The organism is Pseudomonas sp. FSL W5-0203, from assembly GCF_001896155.1.
GTDB classification, from domain to species: Bacteria; Pseudomonadota; Gammaproteobacteria; order Pseudomonadales; family Pseudomonadaceae; genus Aquipseudomonas; species Aquipseudomonas paracarnis.
Genome location: NZ_MPOR01000047.1, coordinates 1 through 19,655 on the forward strand (window position 1 = coordinate 1; position 19,655 = coordinate 19,655).

Consider the following 19,655-nt stretch of genomic DNA (forward strand, 5'->3'; position numbering starts at 1 on the left):
TGCAAAATTCCATGGCAATGCGGCATGATGCTCCGGCTTCAATTCAATAACCGTGTTGCACTCAGCTCCTGCAACCGCCGTATGTATTTTTTTTGCGACCGCTACGCGTGCCCTCATAGTCCCCGTCAAGAATAGCCATCACGTTTTCTTCTGAGCCGAAAAACCCTTCGAAAACATTCTTCTGCCGTAGCTGGGCTACATTATCACCACCGCCAACCGGAATGATCTGAAACGAGTAGAAACTAGGAATATTGTGCCTCGCTATAAGGAACTTAAAAAAGCCTTCTAGCACTGGGTCTTCGGTTAAAATATAACGATCCCACCCTTTAAAGCCAAAAAGAACCGACTTCACATAGTTATATGAAACAGGATACGTGGTTATGACATCATCTTCACAACTCATATAGTAAAGCTCACCATCATTCATGGTTCGCATTATCGCCATAGAATGAGTAGTAAACACCATGCTTATACTTTCAACTTCGCAGAACTTCCTAAGCCATCCGATCAGCCTGCTTTGAGCGGCAGCATCCAATGAAATATCAATCTCATCAATCACGATAAGTTTAGCCGGGCCCTTTATTTTCCTATAAAGTGATATTAAGAAAAACTCCCCCGAACTCAGATGATCCTCCCTAACATAACGATCATCCTTCAAGGGCATTATATAATAATTATTCTTACCTATTCTAACTTCTTTCAAATCTGAAAACTTATTATCCCCATAAACGTCAGCCAATAACAATATTAGCTCTTCAGGCACCGAATAGTCGCCAATCATAACAGCAGTACGGATATCGCTATCAGCAGAGCTAATACTCTGATACCCATTAAAACGTTGCCCCCAAGGAATGGGCAACTCAACTTCAATTTGCTTTTTCAACCCTTGAGGAAAAACATCCTTACTGTTGAGATCTTCAATATTATGATCATACTCAAAATGATAAGCTGCACCATCACAAATATAACTTATCTTACTACCAGGCTTTATTGCACCAGGCTGAGCCATTTTTGAAAAAGTATCGGCAATTTTCAAATTTCTAATAGACTTAATTAGAGTAGTTTTACCTACACCATTTTTACCCACTATACACGTCAACCCATTCCGGTTCAGACCCAAATCAATGCGAAGATCGTTAATATGCTGGACATTCCTAACTTCGACAAAGAGCTGCATTATGAAGCAACCGAAATATGGATTATTTTATCTACAGCTGCGGCCCCGTACTTTTTCCTTAACTTATCTAAAAAACTAGGATCGACTGTATTAATGTAATTAAGCTGACCTGAAAATTTTTTCAGCGACTTCTCCACATCTTCTTCCTTTAAAAAAGACGCGAACATTTTTTTATCTTTCAGCAAAAGATGCATCGCTGTTTCCGAATGCTTTTTAAGTCTTCCATCAACAGAGACTTTACCATTTGGCAGAATTGCAACACCGAGTATTCTTACTTTTTCTCCGGGACGAATAAACTTTGTCTTATTAGAGTTTAATTTCATACCCTTACCAAACTCAGCATCCAACAGCTCAGTAATTTTAGGGATCAGCAAGTGCATTTGCTCCTCACTTTTACCTGAAACGATTATGTCATCGGCATACCTAGTATAAGTAAGGGAATTACTGTCACACCAACCAATAAATTTTTTATCGAACGCATAAAGACAAGCATTACTAATCGCCGGAGAGGTGGGATAGCCAGGCGGAAGCACTCCATCAACTGTAACAAGCTCCATTATCCTGTCCAGCCAATCTTCAATGTCTGCTATAGGACATAACTCAACAGCAGCAAGGATAGTATTACTGATGAGTTCTCGATTTATACTACCAAAAAAGTTCTCTATATCGGACTGGAAAAAATATTTGTTTTCAGAGTGCTTTTCTACTGCATCAACAACATTCACGCCCTTCCTGTATGAGAACACCACTTCTTTCGCAACAGGAAGGCGATCAAACAACACCCTACTTAAGAAACCCAAGTAAAGCTTTAATGTTTTGTCTGGTATGTATATAGATCGCCCATCAAAATCCTTTTTTGAGTAAGCAGTATTTACATTAACCTTTGAAAAATCTGCAAACTCCTGCTTCCCTCGAAACGTCGCATAAAACAACTGCTCTAACGGTCTTCTATTCATGGCTTAATTTGCCCAATTTGCCGATTTTAAATCGGCAGTTATTTATCCGTGTGTGGTTTTAGCCAATCTAGCTTGCATGCTAGTCGATTCCAGACAAAATTTCGAGGTCTTCTAACTTTCCGAAGAGCATGGCCGAAACGAAGTTAGCAGACGGATACTACGCAAAAGAACCAGTACACTGACCTAGAGTCGAAATTCCATAGAATTACAGACGAAATCTAGAGCTGCGCACGCTTACAACAAGCGAAGAGGCCTGAGAAGAGCAGAAGAGAGTCAGGGTGGTTATAGGTGCTGGAGGCTGGAGGTACTGCTGAAGGTTCTGAAGGTTCTGAAGGTGCTGCTGAAGGTGGGAGGTGCTGCTGAAGGTGAGAGGTGCAGCTGAAGGTTCCGGAGGTGCTGCTGGAGGGCTCCTTACTATCTGTGCAAGGTTATGCAGTTACTTACCCTGCATAACCCTACACAAACGTAAGACGGAGACTAGACACCTGTAGAGGCCAGTATTCCAAACCGACTGGAGATTCTCCTAGTCACTGACATGCATCAGATCATAAGCGATGCTTTGCCTATAAGCAAGGCAGCGGGGTGCAGAACAGAATTCGCAGCAAAGAATGCACATCCAGCTCCACCCAACAACGATGTCGCTCACCGACTACACGCAGCGTATTAGCCGGCACGCCTAATAGAGCAGACACTCAAAGCTTGGTTGGTCGCTAGCCCGGTGATAGCCCGAAAGAGTCGCAGGCGACGCACGTAAGCTAGACACACTTGTTTATATGGTGTCCCAGGGCCGGTTCGAACGGCCAACCTTCCCCTTAGGAGGGGGATGCTCTATCCAATTGAGCTACTGGGACAAATGCCACGCTTACCCTGAAGGGCTAGCGACAGACGGCGTGCATCTTAACGGCCGAGGCTGGTTTTGTCATGTCGTCCGTTGGCATTTTGACTGTAGGCCTATCCTTGCGCGTACGTTCATAGCCTCATTCAGCATGCCAAGACTTTCACCTTCATCGTGCAAATTGCACTACGCCAATATGCCATCATTGCAAACTGCAACCCAGCGCCCTCAAAAAACAATCTTAACTCCTTGTTTTTATTGGAATAATAGATTGGCACGACATCTGCAAAGTCATAAACACAAAACCAATCGTTCCAGGCACCGTGGAGACTATGATGATGAACAGTGCCCTTCTACTAGCACTGAACGCTGTGGCACTGGCTACGGTGGTGACGTTTCATTTTCAGCCGACCAGTACTGAAGACGGCGCGCAAATCAGCCAAGCCATTCCCCATCATCTGCAACAGCGACCTCAGTTGGCACTGATGACTGCAAACCCCCAATCTCCCATCCGCCTGACCCAAGATACACAATCAGCGCCAGCGGCCGAGCATTGGGTTTTCTGAGAACACTATTCATGTCGAAATCTGCCTGGTTGTTTCTGTGCCTGACGCTCCTATCTGTTGCGCTAGGCCTGGGAGCTACATCACAACAAACTCAAACCCTAGCCTTCGTCGCCAGCGCCGTGCTGGGCAGCCTACTGGTACTGACGCTAATCAAGGGTCGCCGAATCAAATTCGATCCGCTCCTGCGCTAACCCCCTTCCCCATCTCCCTCCCCTACCTTATGTCGCCTGATACTCGTAAATAGGCGAACAGCTACTAACCTTAAGCTTGAGGGCAAAAGGCCATATCGCTATAGGACGGGCGCCCTTCAACCCGGATGCCGTGCAGGCTTGGGCGAAGATTGACGAGCTTCGCTGCAGTCGCAGGATTTTTTCTAACCAGTCCGCAAAAACGTAAATCAGTACTGGCATAAAGCCTGTAGGCGGTTCAATATTTGTCACAGAATTGACGCCAATGAAATGTCAAATCTGAGGCATGATGCGGCCTCTTTGCAATTCGGGTTGAACTTTGGTCGTGAGCCTTGTCTTAACACTCATCTTGCGGCCAATTCCAGAAACCGCTCCCCTGAACTAACCGGTTAAATATATGCGCCCATTGAAACAGGCAATTTATTCCAGCCGTACGGCTGACAAATTCGTCGTACGTCTGCCAGACGGAATGCGGGAACGCATTGCCGAGGTGGCTCGCAATCATCACCGCAGCATGAACTCCGAAATCATCGCACGCCTGGAACAAAGCCTTATTCAGGAAGGTGCCCTGGGTGAAGAGTTGAGCATGCGCCTGGACAGCCCCGAGCTGTCACTGCACGAACGCGAACTGCTGCAGCGTTTTCGTCAGCTCTCCCACCGCCAGCAAAATGCTCTCGTCTCGCTTATCGCGCATGACGTGGAGGCGGCCGCAGAAGCCAATTGATTGACACCTGAAAGCCGAAGCCAGCCATGTGCTGGCTTTTTTTTGCCTGGAGTTTGGGAATAAGAAGCAAAGCGAGGGCAGATTTGCCCCCGCTGGAAGGGTCAGAGCAGGAAGATCGTTGCCAGGCCAAGGAAGATGAAGAAACCACCACTGTCAGTCATGGCCGTGATCATCACACTGGCACCCATGGCAGGATCGCGACCTAGACGCGCCAGGGTCATGGGAATCAATACCCCCATCAAGGCCGCCAGCAACAGGTTAAGGGTCATGGCCGCAGTCATTACCACGCCCAGGGACCAACTGCCGTAGAGCAAGTAAGCCACCACGCCAATCACACCGCCCCACACCAATCCGTTTATGAGGCCTACCGCCAGTTCCTTACGCAGCAGCCGTGAGGAATTGGCAGTACTGACCTGATCCAGCGCCATGGCGCGCACGATCATGGTGATGGTCTGGTTCCCGGAGTTACCGCCAATACCCGCCACAATCGGCATCAACGCCGCCAAGGCCACCAGCTTCTCGATGGAACCCTCAAACAACCCGATCACGCGAGAAGCGATAAACGCGGTAATCAGATTGATAGCCAGCCAGGCCCAGCGGTTATGCAGTGAACGCCAGACCGACGCGAAAATATCCTCCTCTTCACGCAAACCCGCCATGTTGAGGACTTCGGTTTCACTTTCTTCACGGATCAAGTCGACGATTTCATCGATGGTCAGACGACCGATCAACTTGCCGTTCTTATCCACCACCGGAGCCGAGATCAAGTCGTAACGCTCGAATGCCTGGGCCGCGTCGTAGGCATCTTCGTCCGGATGGAAGCTCACGGTATCGCTGGCCATCAGGTCAGCAACTTTCTTCTCCGGATCATTGACCAGCAGGCGCTTGATCGGCAAAACGCCTTTGAGGATCCCCTCATAGTCGACCACAAACAATTTGTCGGTGTGGCCGGGCAATTCTTTTAGACGGCGCAGGTAACGCAACACCACTTCCAGGCTGACGTCTTCGCGAATGGTGACCATCTCGAAGTCCATCAGGGCGCCGACCTGATCCTCGTCGTACGACAGCGCGGAACGCACACGCTCACGCTGCTGCGTATCGAGCGCCTCCATCAACTCATGGACAACATCACGGGGCAGCTCAGGTGCCAGGTCAGCAAGCTCGTCCGCATCCATCTCCTTGGCGGCAGCCAGGAGCTCGTGGTCATCCATGTCGGCGATGAGCGTTTCACGCACCGAGTCCGATACTTCCAGAAGGATGTCACCGTCACGATCAGCCTTCACCAACTGCCACAGGGTCAGTCGGTCATCCAACGGCAAGGCTTCAAGAATATAGGCGACGTCGGCGGAGTGCAGGTCATCGAGCTTGCGTTGTAGCTCGACGAGGTTTTGCCGGTGAACCAGGTTTTCGACGCGGTCGTGGTTCGGACCTTCCTGGCGGTGCGTGAGGTCTTCGACCACGCGCTGGCGCTGCAGCAGCTCGATAACTTGAGCCAGACGATCCTGCAGGCTTTCTTGTGTCTTCTTTACTTCTACTTCGGTCATAGGCGAACTCCACTCCCAGCAGCGGGGCACGCCGGAAGGATCAATCAGTCAATTCATGATTGGTAAAGCGGGGTACTGAGTAACTACTGGGTAAGTCCATGGAGGTATTCCACAAGCCCCGGCGGGGCTGACGGGCGCATGATACACCGCCCGGACGTTTTAAACGTTAAAAAACTGGAAAGAACAAGCGCTTGCACGCCAAAGCTCAGTATTGGCTGCATCTATGAACTGCGACGACGCAGGCGCATGGGAAAACACATGAAGAGGGAGAAAAAGGAGGACGCCGGATAAAACCCACACAAACCCGAGACGGCAAAAAGCCCGCACTAGGCGGGCTTTTTGTTTGTATGGTGCACTCGACAGGATTCGAACCTGTGACCGCTCGGTTCGTAGCCGAGTACTCTATCCAGCTGAGCTACGAGTGCATTTGTTGCCGCGCATTATAGGCCGTTCAATCTCTATGTAAAGCTATTTTTTCGAGTATTTTCAACAACTTACCGAAAAAACCAGATTGCAACGTACTAAGCAAATAATGGCGGAGAACGGGGGATTCGAACCCCCGACACCCTTTTGAGGTGTACTCCCTTAGCAGGGGAGCGCCTTCGGCCACTCGGCCAGCTCTCCGCAACACGGGGCGTATATTAACCACGTTCCTCCCCGTTTGCAAACATAAAAAACGATAAAAATTAAAGGCTTGGTTCTTCGTCCTTCTCTTTCTTGATCCGCAGGTAGATTTCCTCGCGGTGGACCGCCACCTCTTTCGGAGCATTAACCCCAATACGTACTTGATTGCCTTTAACGCCGAGCACCGTCACGGTGATTTCGCCATCACCGATAATCAGGCTTTCTGCGCAACGACGAGTCAGAATCAGCATACCTTTCACCTCACGCATTTCAGTTCAGGAACAACAGTCTGCAAAAAAAAAGCATTCGACCTACAACCAAAAGGTCGTAGCCCTACTCGCTAAGTATTGTCGAGCCCATGCAAAAGACCATGTACCCCACAAAAAAATGAAAGGCGCGGTAAACCGCGCCTTCCTGGCAACGCATCACTCGCCCTGTCGGGCCGGAGCATCCAACTCAAAAGCCGTATGCAGCGCGCGTACAGCCAGTTCCAGGTACTTCTCTTCGAGCACTACCGAGACTTTGATTTCCGAGGTGGAAATCATCTGGATGTTGATACCTTCTTTGGCCAGGGCCCCGAACATACGGCTGGCAACGCCAGCATGGGAACGCATGCCCACCCCTACGATCGACACCTTGGCAATCTTGGTATCGCCGACCACTTCACGGGCGCCAATCTCGCTCGCTGTGTTCTGCAGGATTTTCAATGCTGCATCGTATTCGTTGCGATGCACGGTGAAGGTGAAATCGGTGGTGTTATCGTGCGAAACGTTCTGCACGATCATGTCGACTTCAACATTCGCATCGCTGACAGGACCCAGAATCTTGAAAGCCACGCCCGGGGTGTCTGGCACGCCACGGATCGTCAGCTTGGCTTCATCGCGATTGAAAGCGATGCCGGAAATGATCGGCTGTTCCATGGATTCCTCTTCATCAATAGTAATGAGGGTGCCCGGACCCTCCTTGAAGCTGTGCAATACGCGCAGCGGAACGTTGTACTTGCCGGCGAACTCCACCGCACGAATCTGCAACACCTTGGAACCAAGGCTGGCCATTTCCAGCATTTCTTCAAAGGTGATCTTGTCCAGCCGCTGGGCCACTGGCACGACGCGTGGGTCAGTGGTGTAGACGCCATCCACATCGGTATAGATCTGGCATTCGTCCGCCTTGAGCGCTGCCGCCAGCGCCACACCGGTGGTGTCCGAACCGCCACGACCCAGCGTGGTGATGTTGCCGTGCTCATCCACACCCTGGAAACCCGCTACAACTACCACGCGCCCTGCTTTCAGATCAGTACGAATTTTCTGATCATCAATTTGCAGGATCCGCGCCTTGGTATGTGCGCTGTCTGTAAGAATGCGCACTTGGCTACCAGTGTAGGACACCGCTGGCACGCCACGCTTGTTCAGCGCCATGGCCAACAGCGCAATGGTCACCTGCTCGCCCGTGGAGACGATCACATCCAGCTCACGCGGCAGCGGCTGTTGATCACCGCTGATGGCTTTGGCCAGATCGATCAGGCGATTGGTCTCGCCACTCATGGCCGACAGCACCACTACCAGGTCATCACCAGCATCGCGGAACTTCTTAACCTTGTCGGCGACCTGCTCGATTCTTTCGACAGAACCAACCGAGGTGCCTCCAAACTTCTGTACGATCAAAGCCATTTCCAAGCCGCCTCAGCCCGTAAAGGGGCGCCTAATATCCAATCCACCTGCACTGAACAAGCCCGTGACTAGACCACGGGCCGGTTAACAGTGCTTTAAATACCTGCCTCGACAAATGGCACGGTCAAGGCCAGGGCCGCGTCCAGCGCTGCGGCATCGACACCACCGCCTTGCGCCATGTCCGGACGACCACCGCCCTTGCCGCCCACTGTCGCAGCGGCTTGCTTCATCAAATCACCGGCTTTGAGTTGGCCAGTCAGGTCCTTGGTTACACCCGCAACCAGAACGACCTTATCCTCATGGACACTGCCGAGCAGGATCACTGCGCGGCCGAGCTTGTTCTTCAACTGATCGACCAAGGCCAACAGCGCCTTGCCATCCTGGCCGTCCAGGCGCGCCGCCAGGACTTTTACGTCCTTGACGTCAACCGCCGCGGCCGACAGGTCATCGCCCGCAGCGCTCGCCGCTTTGGCCTGCAACTGCTCCAGCTGTTTTTCCAGCGCACGGTTGCGCTCCAGAACGGCGGACAGCTTGTCGATCAGGTTGTCGCGGCTGCCCTTGACCAGGCCGGCCGCTTCCTTGAGTTGTTCTTCGGCTGCATTGAGGTAAGCCAGGGCCGCAGCACCAGTCACCGCCTCAATACGACGTACGCCCGAGGCCACACCACCTTCGCTGATGATCTTCAGCAGGCCGATATCGCCGGTGCGGTTGGCGTGGATGCCACCACAGAGTTCTACCGAGAAGCTGCCGCCCATACTCAGTACGCGAACTTCGTCGCCGTACTTCTCGCCAAACAGCGCCATGGCGCCTTTGTTCCTGGCGGTCTCGATATCGGTTTCTTCGGTTTCAACCGGGGTGTTCTTGCGAATCTCGGCGTTGACGATGTCTTCCAGGGCCTTGATCTGCTCAGGCTTGATCGCTTCAAAGTGGCTGAAGTCAAAACGCAGGCGCTGGCTGTCCACCAACGAACCTTTTTGCTGCACGTGCTCGCCCAGGACCTGGCGCAGCGCGGCGTGCAGCAAGTGCGTGGCCGAGTGGTTCAACGCCGTGGCATGCCTTACATCGGCATCGACCTGGGTGTCTACCGGTGCGCCCACAGTCAAGTTGCCCAGCACCAGCACACCGTGATGCAGGAACGCACCGCCGGTCTTGGTGGTGTCGCGCACGTCAAAACGACCGGATGTCGAGCTCAGGAAACCGCAATCGCCAATCTGGCCACCCGACTCGGCATAAAACGGCGTCTGGTCCAGCACCACAACCGCCTCTTCACCCTCGCTCAACACGTCGACCGACTTACCGTCTTTATAAATGGCGACGATCTTGGCCGAGCCCGCAGTCGCCTTGTAGCCGGTGAACTCGGTCGGTACGTCAACCTTGACCAGGGTGTTGTAGTCCAGGCCAAAGGAGCTGGCCGAACGGGCCCGCACGCGCTGGGCTTCCATCTCACGCTCGAAACCGGCTTCGTCGACGGTCAACTCACGCTCGCGGGCGATGTCGGCAGTCAGGTCCATCGGGAAACCATAGGTGTCGTACAACTTGAACACCACATCACCCGGCACCACGGTGCCTTTGAGCTCAGCCAGGTCCTGTTCCAGAATCTTCAGGCCGTGCTCCAGGGTCTTGGAGAACTGCTCTTCTTCAGCCTTGAGCACCCGCTCGATGTTGCTTTGCTGTTGCTTGAGTTCCGGGAAGGCATCGCCCATCTCGGCAACCAGCGCGGCCACGATCTTGTAGAAAAAGCTGCCGGTAGCGCCCAGCTTGTTACCGTGGCGGCACGCGCGACGGATGATGCGACGCAGCACGTAGCCACGGCCTTCGTTGGACGGCAGCACGCCGTCTGCGATCAGGAAACCGCAGGAACGGATGTGGTCCGACACCACCTTGAGCGAAGACTGGCCTTCATTGGCGCAACCAATAGCTGCCGCCGAGGCGCTCAGCAGGTTGGTGAACAGGTCGATTTCGTAGTTGGAGTGAACGTGCTGCATCACCGCACTGATCCGCTCCAGGCCCATGCCGGTGTCTACCGACGGTGCCGGCAGCGGATGCAACACGCCATCGGCGGTGCGGTTGAACTGCATGAACACGTTGTTCCAGATCTCGATGTAGCGGTCGCCGTCTTCTTCCGGCGAGCCTGGCGGGCCACCCCAGATATCGTCGCCGTGATCGTAGAAAATCTCGGTGCACGGGCCGCACGGGCCGGTATCGCCCATGGTCCAGAAGTTATCGGACGCGTAGGGCGCGCCTTTGTTGTCACCGATACGGATCATGCGCTCGGCAGGTACACCGATTTCCTGGGTCCAGATGTCATACGCTTCATCGTCCGTCGCGTACACGGTGACCCAGAGTTTTTCCTTGGGCAGCTTCAGCACGCCGGTGAGGAAGGTCCAGGCGAACGTGATCGCGTCTTTCTTGAAATAGTCGCCGAAGCTGAAGTTACCCAGCATCTCGAAAAAGGTGTGGTGACGGGCGGTGTAGCCGACGTTTTCCAGGTCACTGTTCTTGCCGCCGGCGCGTACGCACTTCTGGCTGCTGGTAGCGCGGGTGTAGGCGCGCTTTTCCTGGCCCAGGAAACAGTCCTTGAACTGGTTCATCCCCGCGTTAGTGAACAGCAGGGTTGGGTCATTGCCTGGGATCAAGGAGCTGGAGGCTACACGGGTGTGGCCTTGCTCTTCGAAGAAGCGAAGGAAGGCTTCACGGATTTCTGCGCTTTTCATTAGGTTCTTCCACGGAGGCTGCGGCCAAAGGCCAGTGCGCAACATCATCAGACGGAGCGACGGCAAAGGGCCGCATTATATCGGCCCTTTGCCGGTGGTACAGCGTGTTTATGTGATAGAAACAGTCAATTAGACGGCCTGCACTGTCATTTCTGCGAAAACGCGACGAATGTCTGCACCACTTGCTCGATCTGCGCCCGGCTCACATCCAGATGGGTGACCATGCGCAGGCGCGGCGCGGCGCTCAACTTGACCCCACGCTCGGCCGCAAAGGCCTTCAGCGCCTGCGCCTGATCACCTACCTGCACATACACCATATTGGTCTGCACCGGCTCGACGCTGTAGCCGGCCTTGCGTAACTCATCGCCCAGCCATTGCGCGTTGGCATGGTCGTCAGCCAGGCGCTGCACCTGATGATCCAGAGCATACAACCCCGCCGCCGCCAGGGAGCCCGCCTGGCGCATGCCGCCGCCGACCATCTTGCGCAAGCGCCGAGCCTTGGCGATCAGCGCCGTCGAGCCACACAGCACCGAGCCGACCGGCGCACCGAGGCCCTTGGACAGGCACACCGACACCGAATCGAAATGCTGGGCGATTTCTCGCGCATCCACCCCCAGCTTGACTGCCGCGTTGTAAAGGCGGGCGCCATCCAGGTGCAGGGCCAAGCCGTGCTCGTGGGTAAATGCCCGGGCCTTGGCCAGGTAATCCAGCGGCAGCACTTTGCCCTGCATGGTGTTTTCCAGCGCCAGCAGGCGTGTGCGGGCGAAGTGGAAGTCGTCGGGCTTGATGGCGGCAAGCACTTGGTTCAGATCAAGGGAGCCATCAGCTTGAACTTCCAGGGGTTGCGGCTGGATCGACCCCAGCACCGCCGCACCGCCGCCTTCGTATTTGTAGGTGTGAGCCTGCTGGCCGACGATGTATTCCTCGCCGCGCTCACAGTGAGCCATCAACGCCAGCAGGTTGCTCATGGTACCGGTGGGCACGAACAGCGCCGCGGCAAAGCCCAGGCGCTTGGCCAACTCGGCCTCCAGGCGGTTGACGCTGGGGTCTTCGCCGTAGACATCATCGCCGCTGACGGCGCTGGCCATTGCGTCGAGCATGCCGGGGGTAGGTTGGGTCACGGTGTCGCTGCGCAGGTCGATCACGGTCATGAAGGGGGCCTCTAACGGAGTGGATAAGTCCTTTTGTGTGTGATTACTGCGGGCAAAGCCACGGAATATCAAGCCCCTATTGCATTCATTCGAATACCAACCAATCAAACCGATATAAGTTATCGAGACGGCAGCCGTGCAGTTTTCGAAAAACCATGTTAAAAACTCTGCGCCGCCAGGGTTCTGGTGGCAACGTTCTCAGGGCGGGGTGCAATTCCCCACCGGCGGTAATTGCACGCAATGTGCATAGCCCGCGAGCGCTTGGCGCCTCGAACTGCTCAGGCAGGACGGCGACGAGGTCAGCAGACCCGGTGTGATCCCGGGGCCGACGGTCATAGTCCGGATGAAGAGAGAACGGGATTGGCACCTAAGGGCCGCGCGCTTGTTTGCGCATGCGTACCCTTAAATCCCATTCGATTCATAACGCCCTGTTTTTTTCTTAAACAGGAGTCAGAACATGCAACCCACCGCAATCGACAGCAAAAGCAAAAACCATCACGGCGAGCGCGTCGCGTTTATCCAGGCCTGCTGGCACAAGGATATTGTCGACCAATCGCGCAAAGGCTTCCTCGCCGAAATGATCGCCCAGGGTTATCAGGAATCGGACATCGACTTCTTCGAAGTCGGCGGCGCCTTTGAAATGCCCCTACACGCCAAGTTGCTGGCCAAGACCGGCCGCTACGCCGGGATCGTCGCTGCCGCGCTGGTGGTGGACGGTGGCATCTACCGTCACGAATTCGTCGCGCAATCGGTAGTCAGCGGCCTGATGCAGGTGCAGCTGGAAACTGAAGTGCCGGTGTTCTCGGTGTCCCTGACGCCGCACCACTTCCATGCCGGCAGCGAGCACACCACGTTTTTCTACGAGCACTTCGTGCACAAGGGCCAGGAAGCGGCGCGCACCTGCGCCGATACCCTGCACAAGGTACGCGCGATCCGTCGTAGCGAGCCGCGTGCGGTAGCGGTCTAAATCCAAGCCTCACCGCAAACCAGTGTGGGAGCTGGCTTGCCTGCGATGCAGACACCTGGGTGTATCAGTGATACCCAGGTGATGTTATCGCAGGCAAGCCAGCTCCCACATTGGACTGAGCCAGACTTGGCTCTTAGGCCAGGCCGGCATCCGTGGTGGGCACGATCAATATCCCGGCGCGCAAGCCGTTCTTCACCTTTGGGTTGGGAAAGATAATGCGGGCGCCCTCCTCCTCGATCACCCAACGGGTCTTGGCCACGTCTTCGGCCAGCAGGTAGCCCCTTTCCAATTCCGAAAAGTTTTCCACATCTGCGGGCAGGTGCATCAGGAAGGCGTCGCTGTGCTTGATCACTTCTCGCGCAACGGCGAAGAGTTGCAGGCCGTCGAGGCTACCGGTCTCAGGCTCGTTGCCCTCGATGATCTGCTTCAGACGCGCTTCCAGGCGCGACACGTCCACACCGTCGTTCTGCCCGAACGGCCGGGCCTTGCCCAACTCCAGGGTGAACGCCTCGGCGCCGAGTTGTTCGTAGGTAAACGCGGTGAAGGTAATCGAGGTTTTGTTCTGCAACAGCACCGCCTGCATGCCAGCCGCGTTCAGGCGCTCCAGCTCACGGCGCGAGTGCTGTCGGTCTTCCTTCCACGGGTACAACGCGAACTGTTCGATTTTCGAACCACGAATCGCGGTATGCAGGTCGTAATGCAGGCGCGAACGGCCAGGCAGGCTGAAAAAGCTGCGGGCCAATTGCTCAAGCTCGGCGGCGCGCATGGCTTCGGGGCCGATGTTTTGTTCATGCCGGCCATTGAACAGCCGGTTGACGTCCAGCTCGAGGTAACGCTCACCGCGGCGCATGGCCTCGGTATTACCGAACAGGAACAGAATACGGGTGCGGGGTTTGATCTCCCCGCGGGCAATGCCATGCAACAGGCGGTCGAGCAATTCGATCGGCGCGGTTTCGTTGCCATGGATGCCGGACGACAGCAGCAAGTCGCTGCCGTTGTCCAGAGCTTCAGGAGGGCGCACTTCAAGCGCGCCTTCGCTGAGCCAGCGCATCTGCACGCCGTCGACAGTCAGTTGAATTTTTTGCGCCGGTTCACGACCGGCGAGGGTCAGTTCAAGCAGTTTGCCGAGGGCGAGCATAAGCAGCTTCCTTAGTGGTTGCAGCCTGGGCCATGGACGTGATCGTCGTCGTCACCTTCAACGTCGGCCGGTTCCATTTCCAGTTGCAGGCTCATCAGGTTGGTGGCCAATGGGCGCATCAGCAGGTTGGCGTACTCGGCGTCGCCCTCTTCTACGTCTACGCCAATCAGCAGTTGGCCGCGGCCATCGTGCTGGATCCAGATCTCCTTGCCCTGCCAGACCACGGCGACGCGGGTGCAGGAGGTTTCCAGCTGGGTGCCGTCGGTGTCTTCAAGGATGAGTTTCAGGGTGTCGGTCATAAATAAAATATCTCAGCCGTGTGGCATTAATTGATCTGGAAAGGATAAACCGAGCCCAGTTTAAGGATTTGCGTCAGTTCATCCAATGCCGTCCGGCACTCAAGCAGCAACTGCGGGTCAGCCAGGTCGGTTTCGCGCAGGCTGTCACGGTAGTGCTTGCCCACCCATTGGGTCAGGGTTTCGAATAACGGCGCGGTCATGATAACGCCTGGGTTCACGGCCGCCAGCTCGGTTTCGTTCAACGCCACGCGCAGGCGCAGGCACGCCGGCCCACCGCCATTTTGCATGCTTTGCTTGAGGTCGAAGACCTTGACCTCACGAATCAGCCCGCCGGCAGCGGTCAGACCTTGCAGGTACTGCCACACGCGCTCATTGGCGCGGCACTCTTCCGGCACGATCAGCAGCATCGAACCATCAGGACGAGTCAGCAACTGGCTGTTGAACAGGTAGGAACGCACCGCGTCCTCGACACTGACCAACGCGCGAGGCACACACACCGACTGGAAGTTGCCGCCCAGCTTGCCCAACTTGCCGTGCAGTTCGGCGAGCATCTGCTCGGTGTTGAGGAACGCATCCTCGTGATAGAACAGCACTTCGCCGTTGCCCACCGCGATCACATCGTTGTGGAACACACCCGCGTCGATCACCGCCGGGTTCTGCTGGGCGTAGACCACACCGTCATCCTTCAAGCCATGCAGGCGCGCAACGGCCTGGGAGGCTTCGAGGGTCTGGCGCGCCGGGTACTTCTGCGGGGCCGGGTAACGAGGGTCGAAAGCACTACGGCCGAAGACGAAAAACTCGACGCCCGCCTCACCGTACTCACGACAGAAACGCGTGTGGTTGGCCGCGCCTTCATCGCCAAATTGCGCCACGGCCGGCAAGGCGGCGTGGTGAGCGAAATGCTTGCCATCGGCGAACATCGCCCCCAGCACGCGGCTGGTGGTGGGGTGCTCGATGCTGCGGTGGTATTTGCAATTGAGGTTGGCGGCAGTGAAATGCACACGGCCGTCTGCGGTGTCGGCGCTTGGGCTGACGGTGGCGGCGTTGGCTACCCACATGCTGGATGCCGAGCAGCTCGCTACCAGCAAAGGCATAGCCTGCCTGGCAGCCTGCTCGATCACCTGGGCGTCGGTGCCGCTGAAACCCAAGCTGCGCAAGGCGGCTACATCCGGGCGCTCCTGGGGCGCCAATACACCTTGCACAAAGCCCATGTCCATCAGGGCTTTCATTTTCTGCAGGCCCTGCAACGCCGCTTCCTTCGGGTTGGAAGACTGCTGGCTGTTGCTTTGGGACGCGACGTTGCCGAAGGACAAACCGCCGTAGTTATGGGTCGGCCCCACTAGACCGTCAAAATTGACTTCACAGGATTTCATCGGCGAGGCTCCACGAACATCTGTTTTTATAGGCATCAAATCACTTGAATACACCACAGATCCATTGTGGGAGCGGGCTTGCTCGCGAAAACGGTGGTTCAGTCACTTCAAATGTTGAATGAAACACCGCATTCGCGAGCAAGCCCGCTCCCACATTTAGATCAGCGTTATACCTGGCGTGAGCGTTGCCGGGACTATCAGGCTCGGCGTCTCCAGCGACGCCACCGGGTACGCGCAATAATCCGCCGCGTAATAGGCACTGGCGCGATGATTGCCCGACGCCCCGACACCACCGAACGGCGCGGTACTGGCAGCGCCGGTCAACTGCTTGTTCCAGTTGACGATGCCGGCGCGGCTTTCCAGCCAGAATTGCTGGTAACGCGCTTCGGAGTCCGACAACAGGCCAGCGGCCAGGCCGTACTGGGTGTTGTTGGCCTCCGCGATGGCACCGGCAAAATCCGCATAGCGGATTACCTGCAGCAGCGGCCCAAACAGCTCTTCATCTTCACGCTCCGTCACACCGGTTACGTCGATGATGCCAGGGGTCAACAAAGCGGCCTGAGCCTGAGGCTGAGTCATCTCCAGCAGTGCCACGGCGCCATTGGCCAACATCAGTTCCTGGGCTTGCATCAAGGCTTTGGCCGCAGCCAGGGAGATCACCGAACCCATGAACGGCGCCGGCTGCTGATCGAAAGCGCCCACTTCAAGGCTCGCGCTCACCGCCACCAGGCGCGCCAGCAAGGCATCGCCCCAGGCACCTTGCGGCACCAGCAAGCGGCGGGCACAGGTGCAACGCTGGCCTGCCGAGATAAACGCCGACTGGATGATGGTGTACACCGCCGCATCCACGTCGGCGACTTCGTCCACGACCAGCGGGTTATTACCGCCCATTTCCAGGGCCAGGATCTTGTCGGGGCGCCCTGAGAATTGCTGGTGCAAGTGGTTGCCGGTGCGGCTGGAGCCGGTAAAGAACAGGCCGTCGATGCCTGGGTTGGCCGCCAGGGCGATGCCGGTTTCCCGCGCGCCTTGCAGCAGGTTCAGCACGCCCGCCGGCAAACCGGCTTCGATCCAGCACTGCACGGTCAGCTCGGCGACCTTGGGGGTCAGCTCGCTCGGCTTGAACAGCACGGTGTTACCCGCCAGCAACGCCGGGACGATGTGCCCATTGGGCAAGTGCCCAGGGAAGTTGTAAGGGCCGAACACCGCCACCACACCGTGGGGCTTATGGCGCAACACTGCGGTGGCGTCGCCCAGGGGGCCGCTCTTCTCGCCAGTACGCTCGCGGTAGCTTTGCACCGAGATCGCAATCTTATTGGCCATGCTGGTGACTTCAGTGGCCGACTCCCACAGGGGCTTGCCGGTTTCTTCGCCAATGCAGCGGGCGATTTCATCGGCACGGCTTTTAAGCGTGGCGGCGAAGGTTTCCAGCACGCTGATGCGTTCTTCGAGCGGGCGCCTGGCCCATGCCGGGAATGCCTGACGCGCAGCCTGCACGGCGGATTCGACCTGTTCAGCGCTGGCACCGTTACCAGCCCACAGCACTTGCTGGGTCACCGGGTTGCGCGATTCAAACAGCTCACCCTGGCCAGCCAGCCAGCTACCTGCGATATACAACGAATTCATTATTTGGACTCCCGAGCAGCAGACAACGCAACAGCACGTACTTGATCACCCACCACCAGCTGCAGGCGCTTGGCGGTCTGTGGATCGACCACCAGGGTACCTGCCGCCAGACGGGCCGGAGCGGCGGTGATACGGCATTCTTCGCGCTTGCGGTTATGGATCAGGAACGGCGTGGCGTCGTCCCCCGGCGTGCCGATGGCCAACACCAGTGACTGGCTGTCGCGCACCGCACGGATCTTGCTGGTTTCACATTCCACCGCCGGGCCGGCGTCGAAAATATCCACATAGCCCTGGTAGCTGAAGCCTTCGCTCTTGAGCATGCTCAGGGCCGGCTCGGTGTCCGGGTGGACCTTGCCGATCACATTGCGCGCGTCTTCGGAGAGAAAGCAGCTGTACAGCGGAAACTTGGGCATCAGCTCGGCGATAAACGCCTTGTTGCCCACGCCGGTGAGGTAGTCGGCCTGGCTGAACTCCATCTTGAAGAAGTGCCGGCCCAGACTTTCCCAGAACGGCGAACGCCCAGCATCGTTGGACACACCGCGCATCTCGGCAATGATCTTGTTGCCGAACAGTTGCGGGAACTCGGCGATAAACAACATGCGCGCCTTGGCGAGCATGCGACCGTTGAGGCCGTTGCGGTAATCGGCATGCAAAAACAACGAGCACAATTCGGAATTACCGGTGAGGTCGTTGGCCAGGAACAGCGTCGGTATCTCACGGTAGATATTCAGTTCCTGGGAAGCGCTGACAGTCAGCCCAACCCGGAAGTTGTACCACGGCTCGCGCAGGCCAACGGCGCCAGCGATGGCAGAGATTCCCACCACGCGGCCTTCGTCGTTTTCCAGCACGAACAGGTAGTCGGCATCGCCGCGCCCGGCTTCGCCGCGAAAGGTTTTTTCCGCCCAGCCCACCCGGTGGGTCAGGCGCTCTTCGTTGGCCGGCAAGGTGGTGAGACCGGTGCCAGTGCTGCGCGCCAGATCAATCAGGGCCGGTAAATCGCTGCTGCGTACGGGACGAACGATCATGCTATCTCCTCGAACGGGCCGCTGTTGTCAGCCACCCGCGAAACTCTCTTTTTAAACCGCAACCAGGCGTACACTGGCGCCTTCACCAACACCCAGCGCTTCGGCTGCCGCCAGGTCCAGGGTCACCGGTTTGCCGGGCGCGTAGTCCAGCTCCAGCATCACCGCACGGTAATCCTGCAACTGCGCGTTGCTCACCAAGTACTGGCGGCCAACGCCCTTGACCATCTCGCCGATCTTCACCGGCACCACGCGGCTCTGGGCGATTGAGCGAATGCCCGAGACCCGGGCGTGCAGCGTCGGGCCACCGTCGAAGATGTCGATGTAATGGTCAGTTTCGAAGCCTTCACGCATGAGGATGTCGAAGGTGATTTGCGCACGCGGGTGCACCTGGCCCATGGCCTCTTGGGCTTCGTCCGGCAGCAGCGGCACGTAGATCGGGTAGTGCGGCATCAACTCGGCGAGGAAGGTACGGCTTTTCAGCCCGCACAGGCGCTCGGCGGCGGCGTAGTTGAGGTCGAAGAAGTTGCGGCCAATGGCATCCCAGAACGGTGAATCGCCGTTCTCGTCGCTGTAGCCGACAATCTCGGTCACCACCGAGTCGGCAAAGCGCTCAGGATGGCTGGCGACAAACAGCAGTCGGCCACGGGAATTGAGTTCCGACCACGGCGAACCGACCAGCTCAGGCACCACATAAAAGCTAGTGAGCAGGCTGTTGCCGGTAAGGTCGTGGCACTGGGAAAGCACGTGGATCTTGTTGTGGATCTTCAGCTCGCGGGAGGCGTGCACGAAGGTTTCGTTACGAAAGCTATAGAACGGCTCGGAGTAACCGGCCGAGGCTACGATAGCCGAGCAGCCGGCGAGCTTGCCGGTCTCGGTGTCTTCCAGCACGAAGAAATAGCTCTCTTCACCGTTGAAACTCACCTCGGCCGCGAAAGAAGCTTCGCTGGCGGCGATCTTGTCGCTCAGGCGTTCCACATCATCCGGCAAGGAAGTAACACCAATCGGGCTGTCCGCAGCCAGACGCTGTACCTCGCCCAGATCAGCCATTTGCGCGGGGCGCATCACCAGCATGGTGTCACTCCTT

General features: G+C 56.4%; 17 protein-coding genes, 3 tRNA genes and 1 riboswitch. Of the genes, 4 read left to right on the forward strand and 16 right to left on the reverse strand.

Annotated features, from left to right (window positions below; translation table 11 throughout):
• Positions 1–61: 61 nt before the first annotated feature.
• From BOP96_RS25800 to BOP96_RS25810, 3 genes are all read right to left on the reverse strand, one after another.
• Positions 62–1,177 (reverse strand): ATP-dependent nuclease, encoded by a 1,116-nt coding sequence (locus BOP96_RS25800; RefSeq protein WP_073454377.1) that lies wholly within the window; start codon positions 1,175–1,177, stop codon positions 62–64.
• Positions 1,177–2,133 (reverse strand): reverse transcriptase domain-containing protein, encoded by a 957-nt coding sequence (locus BOP96_RS25805; RefSeq protein WP_073454379.1) that lies wholly within the window; start codon positions 2,131–2,133, stop codon positions 1,177–1,179. Before BOP96_RS25805 ends, BOP96_RS25800 begins: the two co-directional genes overlap by 1 nt.
• Before the next feature lie 774 nt (positions 2,134–2,907).
• Positions 2,908–2,984, reverse strand: a tRNA-Arg gene (locus tag BOP96_RS25810).
• Between the two features lie 322 nt (positions 2,985–3,306).
• On the opposite strand from BOP96_RS25810, the gene BOP96_RS25815 reads away from it, so the two are divergent.
• The 3 genes from BOP96_RS25815 (at position 3,307) to BOP96_RS25825 (ending at position 4,446) form a co-directional block, all read left to right on the forward strand.
• The gene (locus BOP96_RS25815) at positions 3,307–3,534 is read left to right on the forward strand and encodes a hypothetical protein (RefSeq protein ID WP_014719587.1); all 228 of its coding nucleotides are present in this window, start codon (positions 3,307–3,309) and stop codon (positions 3,532–3,534) included.
• 11 nt (positions 3,535–3,545) lie between these two features.
• Positions 3,546–3,725 (forward strand): PA3371 family protein, encoded by a 180-nt coding sequence (locus tag BOP96_RS30680; protein ID WP_003193590.1) that lies wholly within the window; start codon positions 3,546–3,548, stop codon positions 3,723–3,725.
• A 394-nt stretch (positions 3,726–4,119) separates the two neighbouring features.
• Positions 4,120–4,446, forward strand: a complete 327-nt coding sequence (locus BOP96_RS25825) for an Arc family DNA-binding protein (protein WP_003193592.1) — start codon at positions 4,120–4,122, stop codon at positions 4,444–4,446.
• 101 nt (positions 4,447–4,547) lie between these two features.
• Here BOP96_RS25825 and mgtE read toward each other — a convergent pair whose 3' ends face one another.
• The 7 genes from mgtE to ltaE form a co-directional block, all read right to left on the reverse strand.
• The gene (gene mgtE, locus BOP96_RS25830; protein ID WP_003193593.1) at positions 4,548–5,990 is read right to left on the reverse strand and encodes a magnesium transporter; all 1,443 of its coding nucleotides are present in this window, start codon (positions 5,988–5,990) and stop codon (positions 4,548–4,550) included.
• Between the two features lie 348 nt (positions 5,991–6,338).
• Positions 6,339–6,415, reverse strand: a tRNA-Arg gene (locus tag BOP96_RS25835).
• A 108-nt stretch (positions 6,416–6,523) separates the two neighbouring features.
• A tRNA-Ser gene (locus BOP96_RS25840) sits at positions 6,524–6,614 on the reverse strand.
• A gap of 62 nt (positions 6,615–6,676) precedes the next feature.
• Positions 6,677–6,865, reverse strand: a complete 189-nt coding sequence (gene csrA, locus BOP96_RS25845; RefSeq protein ID WP_003175645.1) for a carbon storage regulator CsrA — start codon at positions 6,863–6,865, stop codon at positions 6,677–6,679.
• Between the two features lie 174 nt (positions 6,866–7,039).
• On the reverse strand, positions 7,040–8,281 hold the full coding sequence (locus BOP96_RS25850) for an aspartate kinase (protein ID WP_003193595.1): 1,242 nt from the start codon (positions 8,279–8,281) through the stop codon (positions 7,040–7,042).
• 95 nt (positions 8,282–8,376) lie between these two features.
• Entirely contained in the window at positions 8,377–10,995 is a 2,619-nt protein-coding gene (alaS, locus tag BOP96_RS25855; RefSeq protein WP_014719590.1) for an alanine--tRNA ligase, read from the reverse strand.
• A 146-nt stretch (positions 10,996–11,141) separates the two neighbouring features.
• A complete protein-coding gene (gene ltaE / locus BOP96_RS25860; RefSeq protein WP_014719591.1) occupies positions 11,142–12,146 on the reverse strand; it encodes a low-specificity L-threonine aldolase in 1,005 nt (334 codons plus the stop codon).
• 190 nt (positions 12,147–12,336) lie between these two features.
• Positions 12,337–12,506, forward strand: a riboswitch (FMN riboswitch).
• Between the two features lie 97 nt (positions 12,507–12,603).
• Here ltaE and BOP96_RS25865 point away from each other — a divergent pair.
• Positions 12,604–13,113, forward strand: coding sequence for a 6,7-dimethyl-8-ribityllumazine synthase (locus tag BOP96_RS25865; protein WP_003193604.1), 510 nt, complete (start codon positions 12,604–12,606; stop codon positions 13,111–13,113).
• Between the two features lie 133 nt (positions 13,114–13,246).
• On the opposite strand, the gene astE is transcribed toward BOP96_RS25865, so the two are convergent.
• The 6 genes from astE to aruF all read right to left on the reverse strand — a co-directional run bounded on the left by astE (position 13,247) and on the right by aruF (position 19,642).
• Entirely contained in the window at positions 13,247–14,251 is a 1,005-nt protein-coding gene (gene astE / locus BOP96_RS25875) for a succinylglutamate desuccinylase (RefSeq protein WP_014719592.1), read from the reverse strand.
• Positions 14,252–14,262: 11 nt separating this feature from the next.
• Complete coding sequence (locus BOP96_RS25880) at positions 14,263–14,550, reverse strand: hypothetical protein (protein ID WP_003175651.1); 288 nt, start codon at positions 14,548–14,550, stop codon at positions 14,263–14,265.
• 26 nt (positions 14,551–14,576) lie between these two features.
• Positions 14,577–15,923, reverse strand: coding sequence for an N-succinylarginine dihydrolase (gene astB / locus BOP96_RS25885; RefSeq protein ID WP_060767333.1), 1,347 nt, complete (start codon positions 15,921–15,923; stop codon positions 14,577–14,579).
• A 156-nt stretch (positions 15,924–16,079) separates the two neighbouring features.
• On the reverse strand, positions 16,080–17,549 hold the full coding sequence (gene astD / locus BOP96_RS25890; RefSeq protein ID WP_161937007.1) for a succinylglutamate-semialdehyde dehydrogenase: 1,470 nt from the start codon (positions 17,547–17,549) through the stop codon (positions 16,080–16,082).
• Complete coding sequence (gene astA, locus BOP96_RS25895; RefSeq protein ID WP_003193612.1) at positions 17,546–18,571, reverse strand: arginine N-succinyltransferase; 1,026 nt, start codon at positions 18,569–18,571, stop codon at positions 17,546–17,548. Before astA ends, astD begins: the two co-directional genes overlap by 4 nt.
• Before the next feature lie 51 nt (positions 18,572–18,622).
• Complete coding sequence (aruF, locus tag BOP96_RS25900) at positions 18,623–19,642, reverse strand: arginine/ornithine succinyltransferase subunit alpha (RefSeq protein ID WP_003175655.1); 1,020 nt, start codon at positions 19,640–19,642, stop codon at positions 18,623–18,625.
• Positions 19,643–19,655 lie beyond the last annotated feature (13 nt).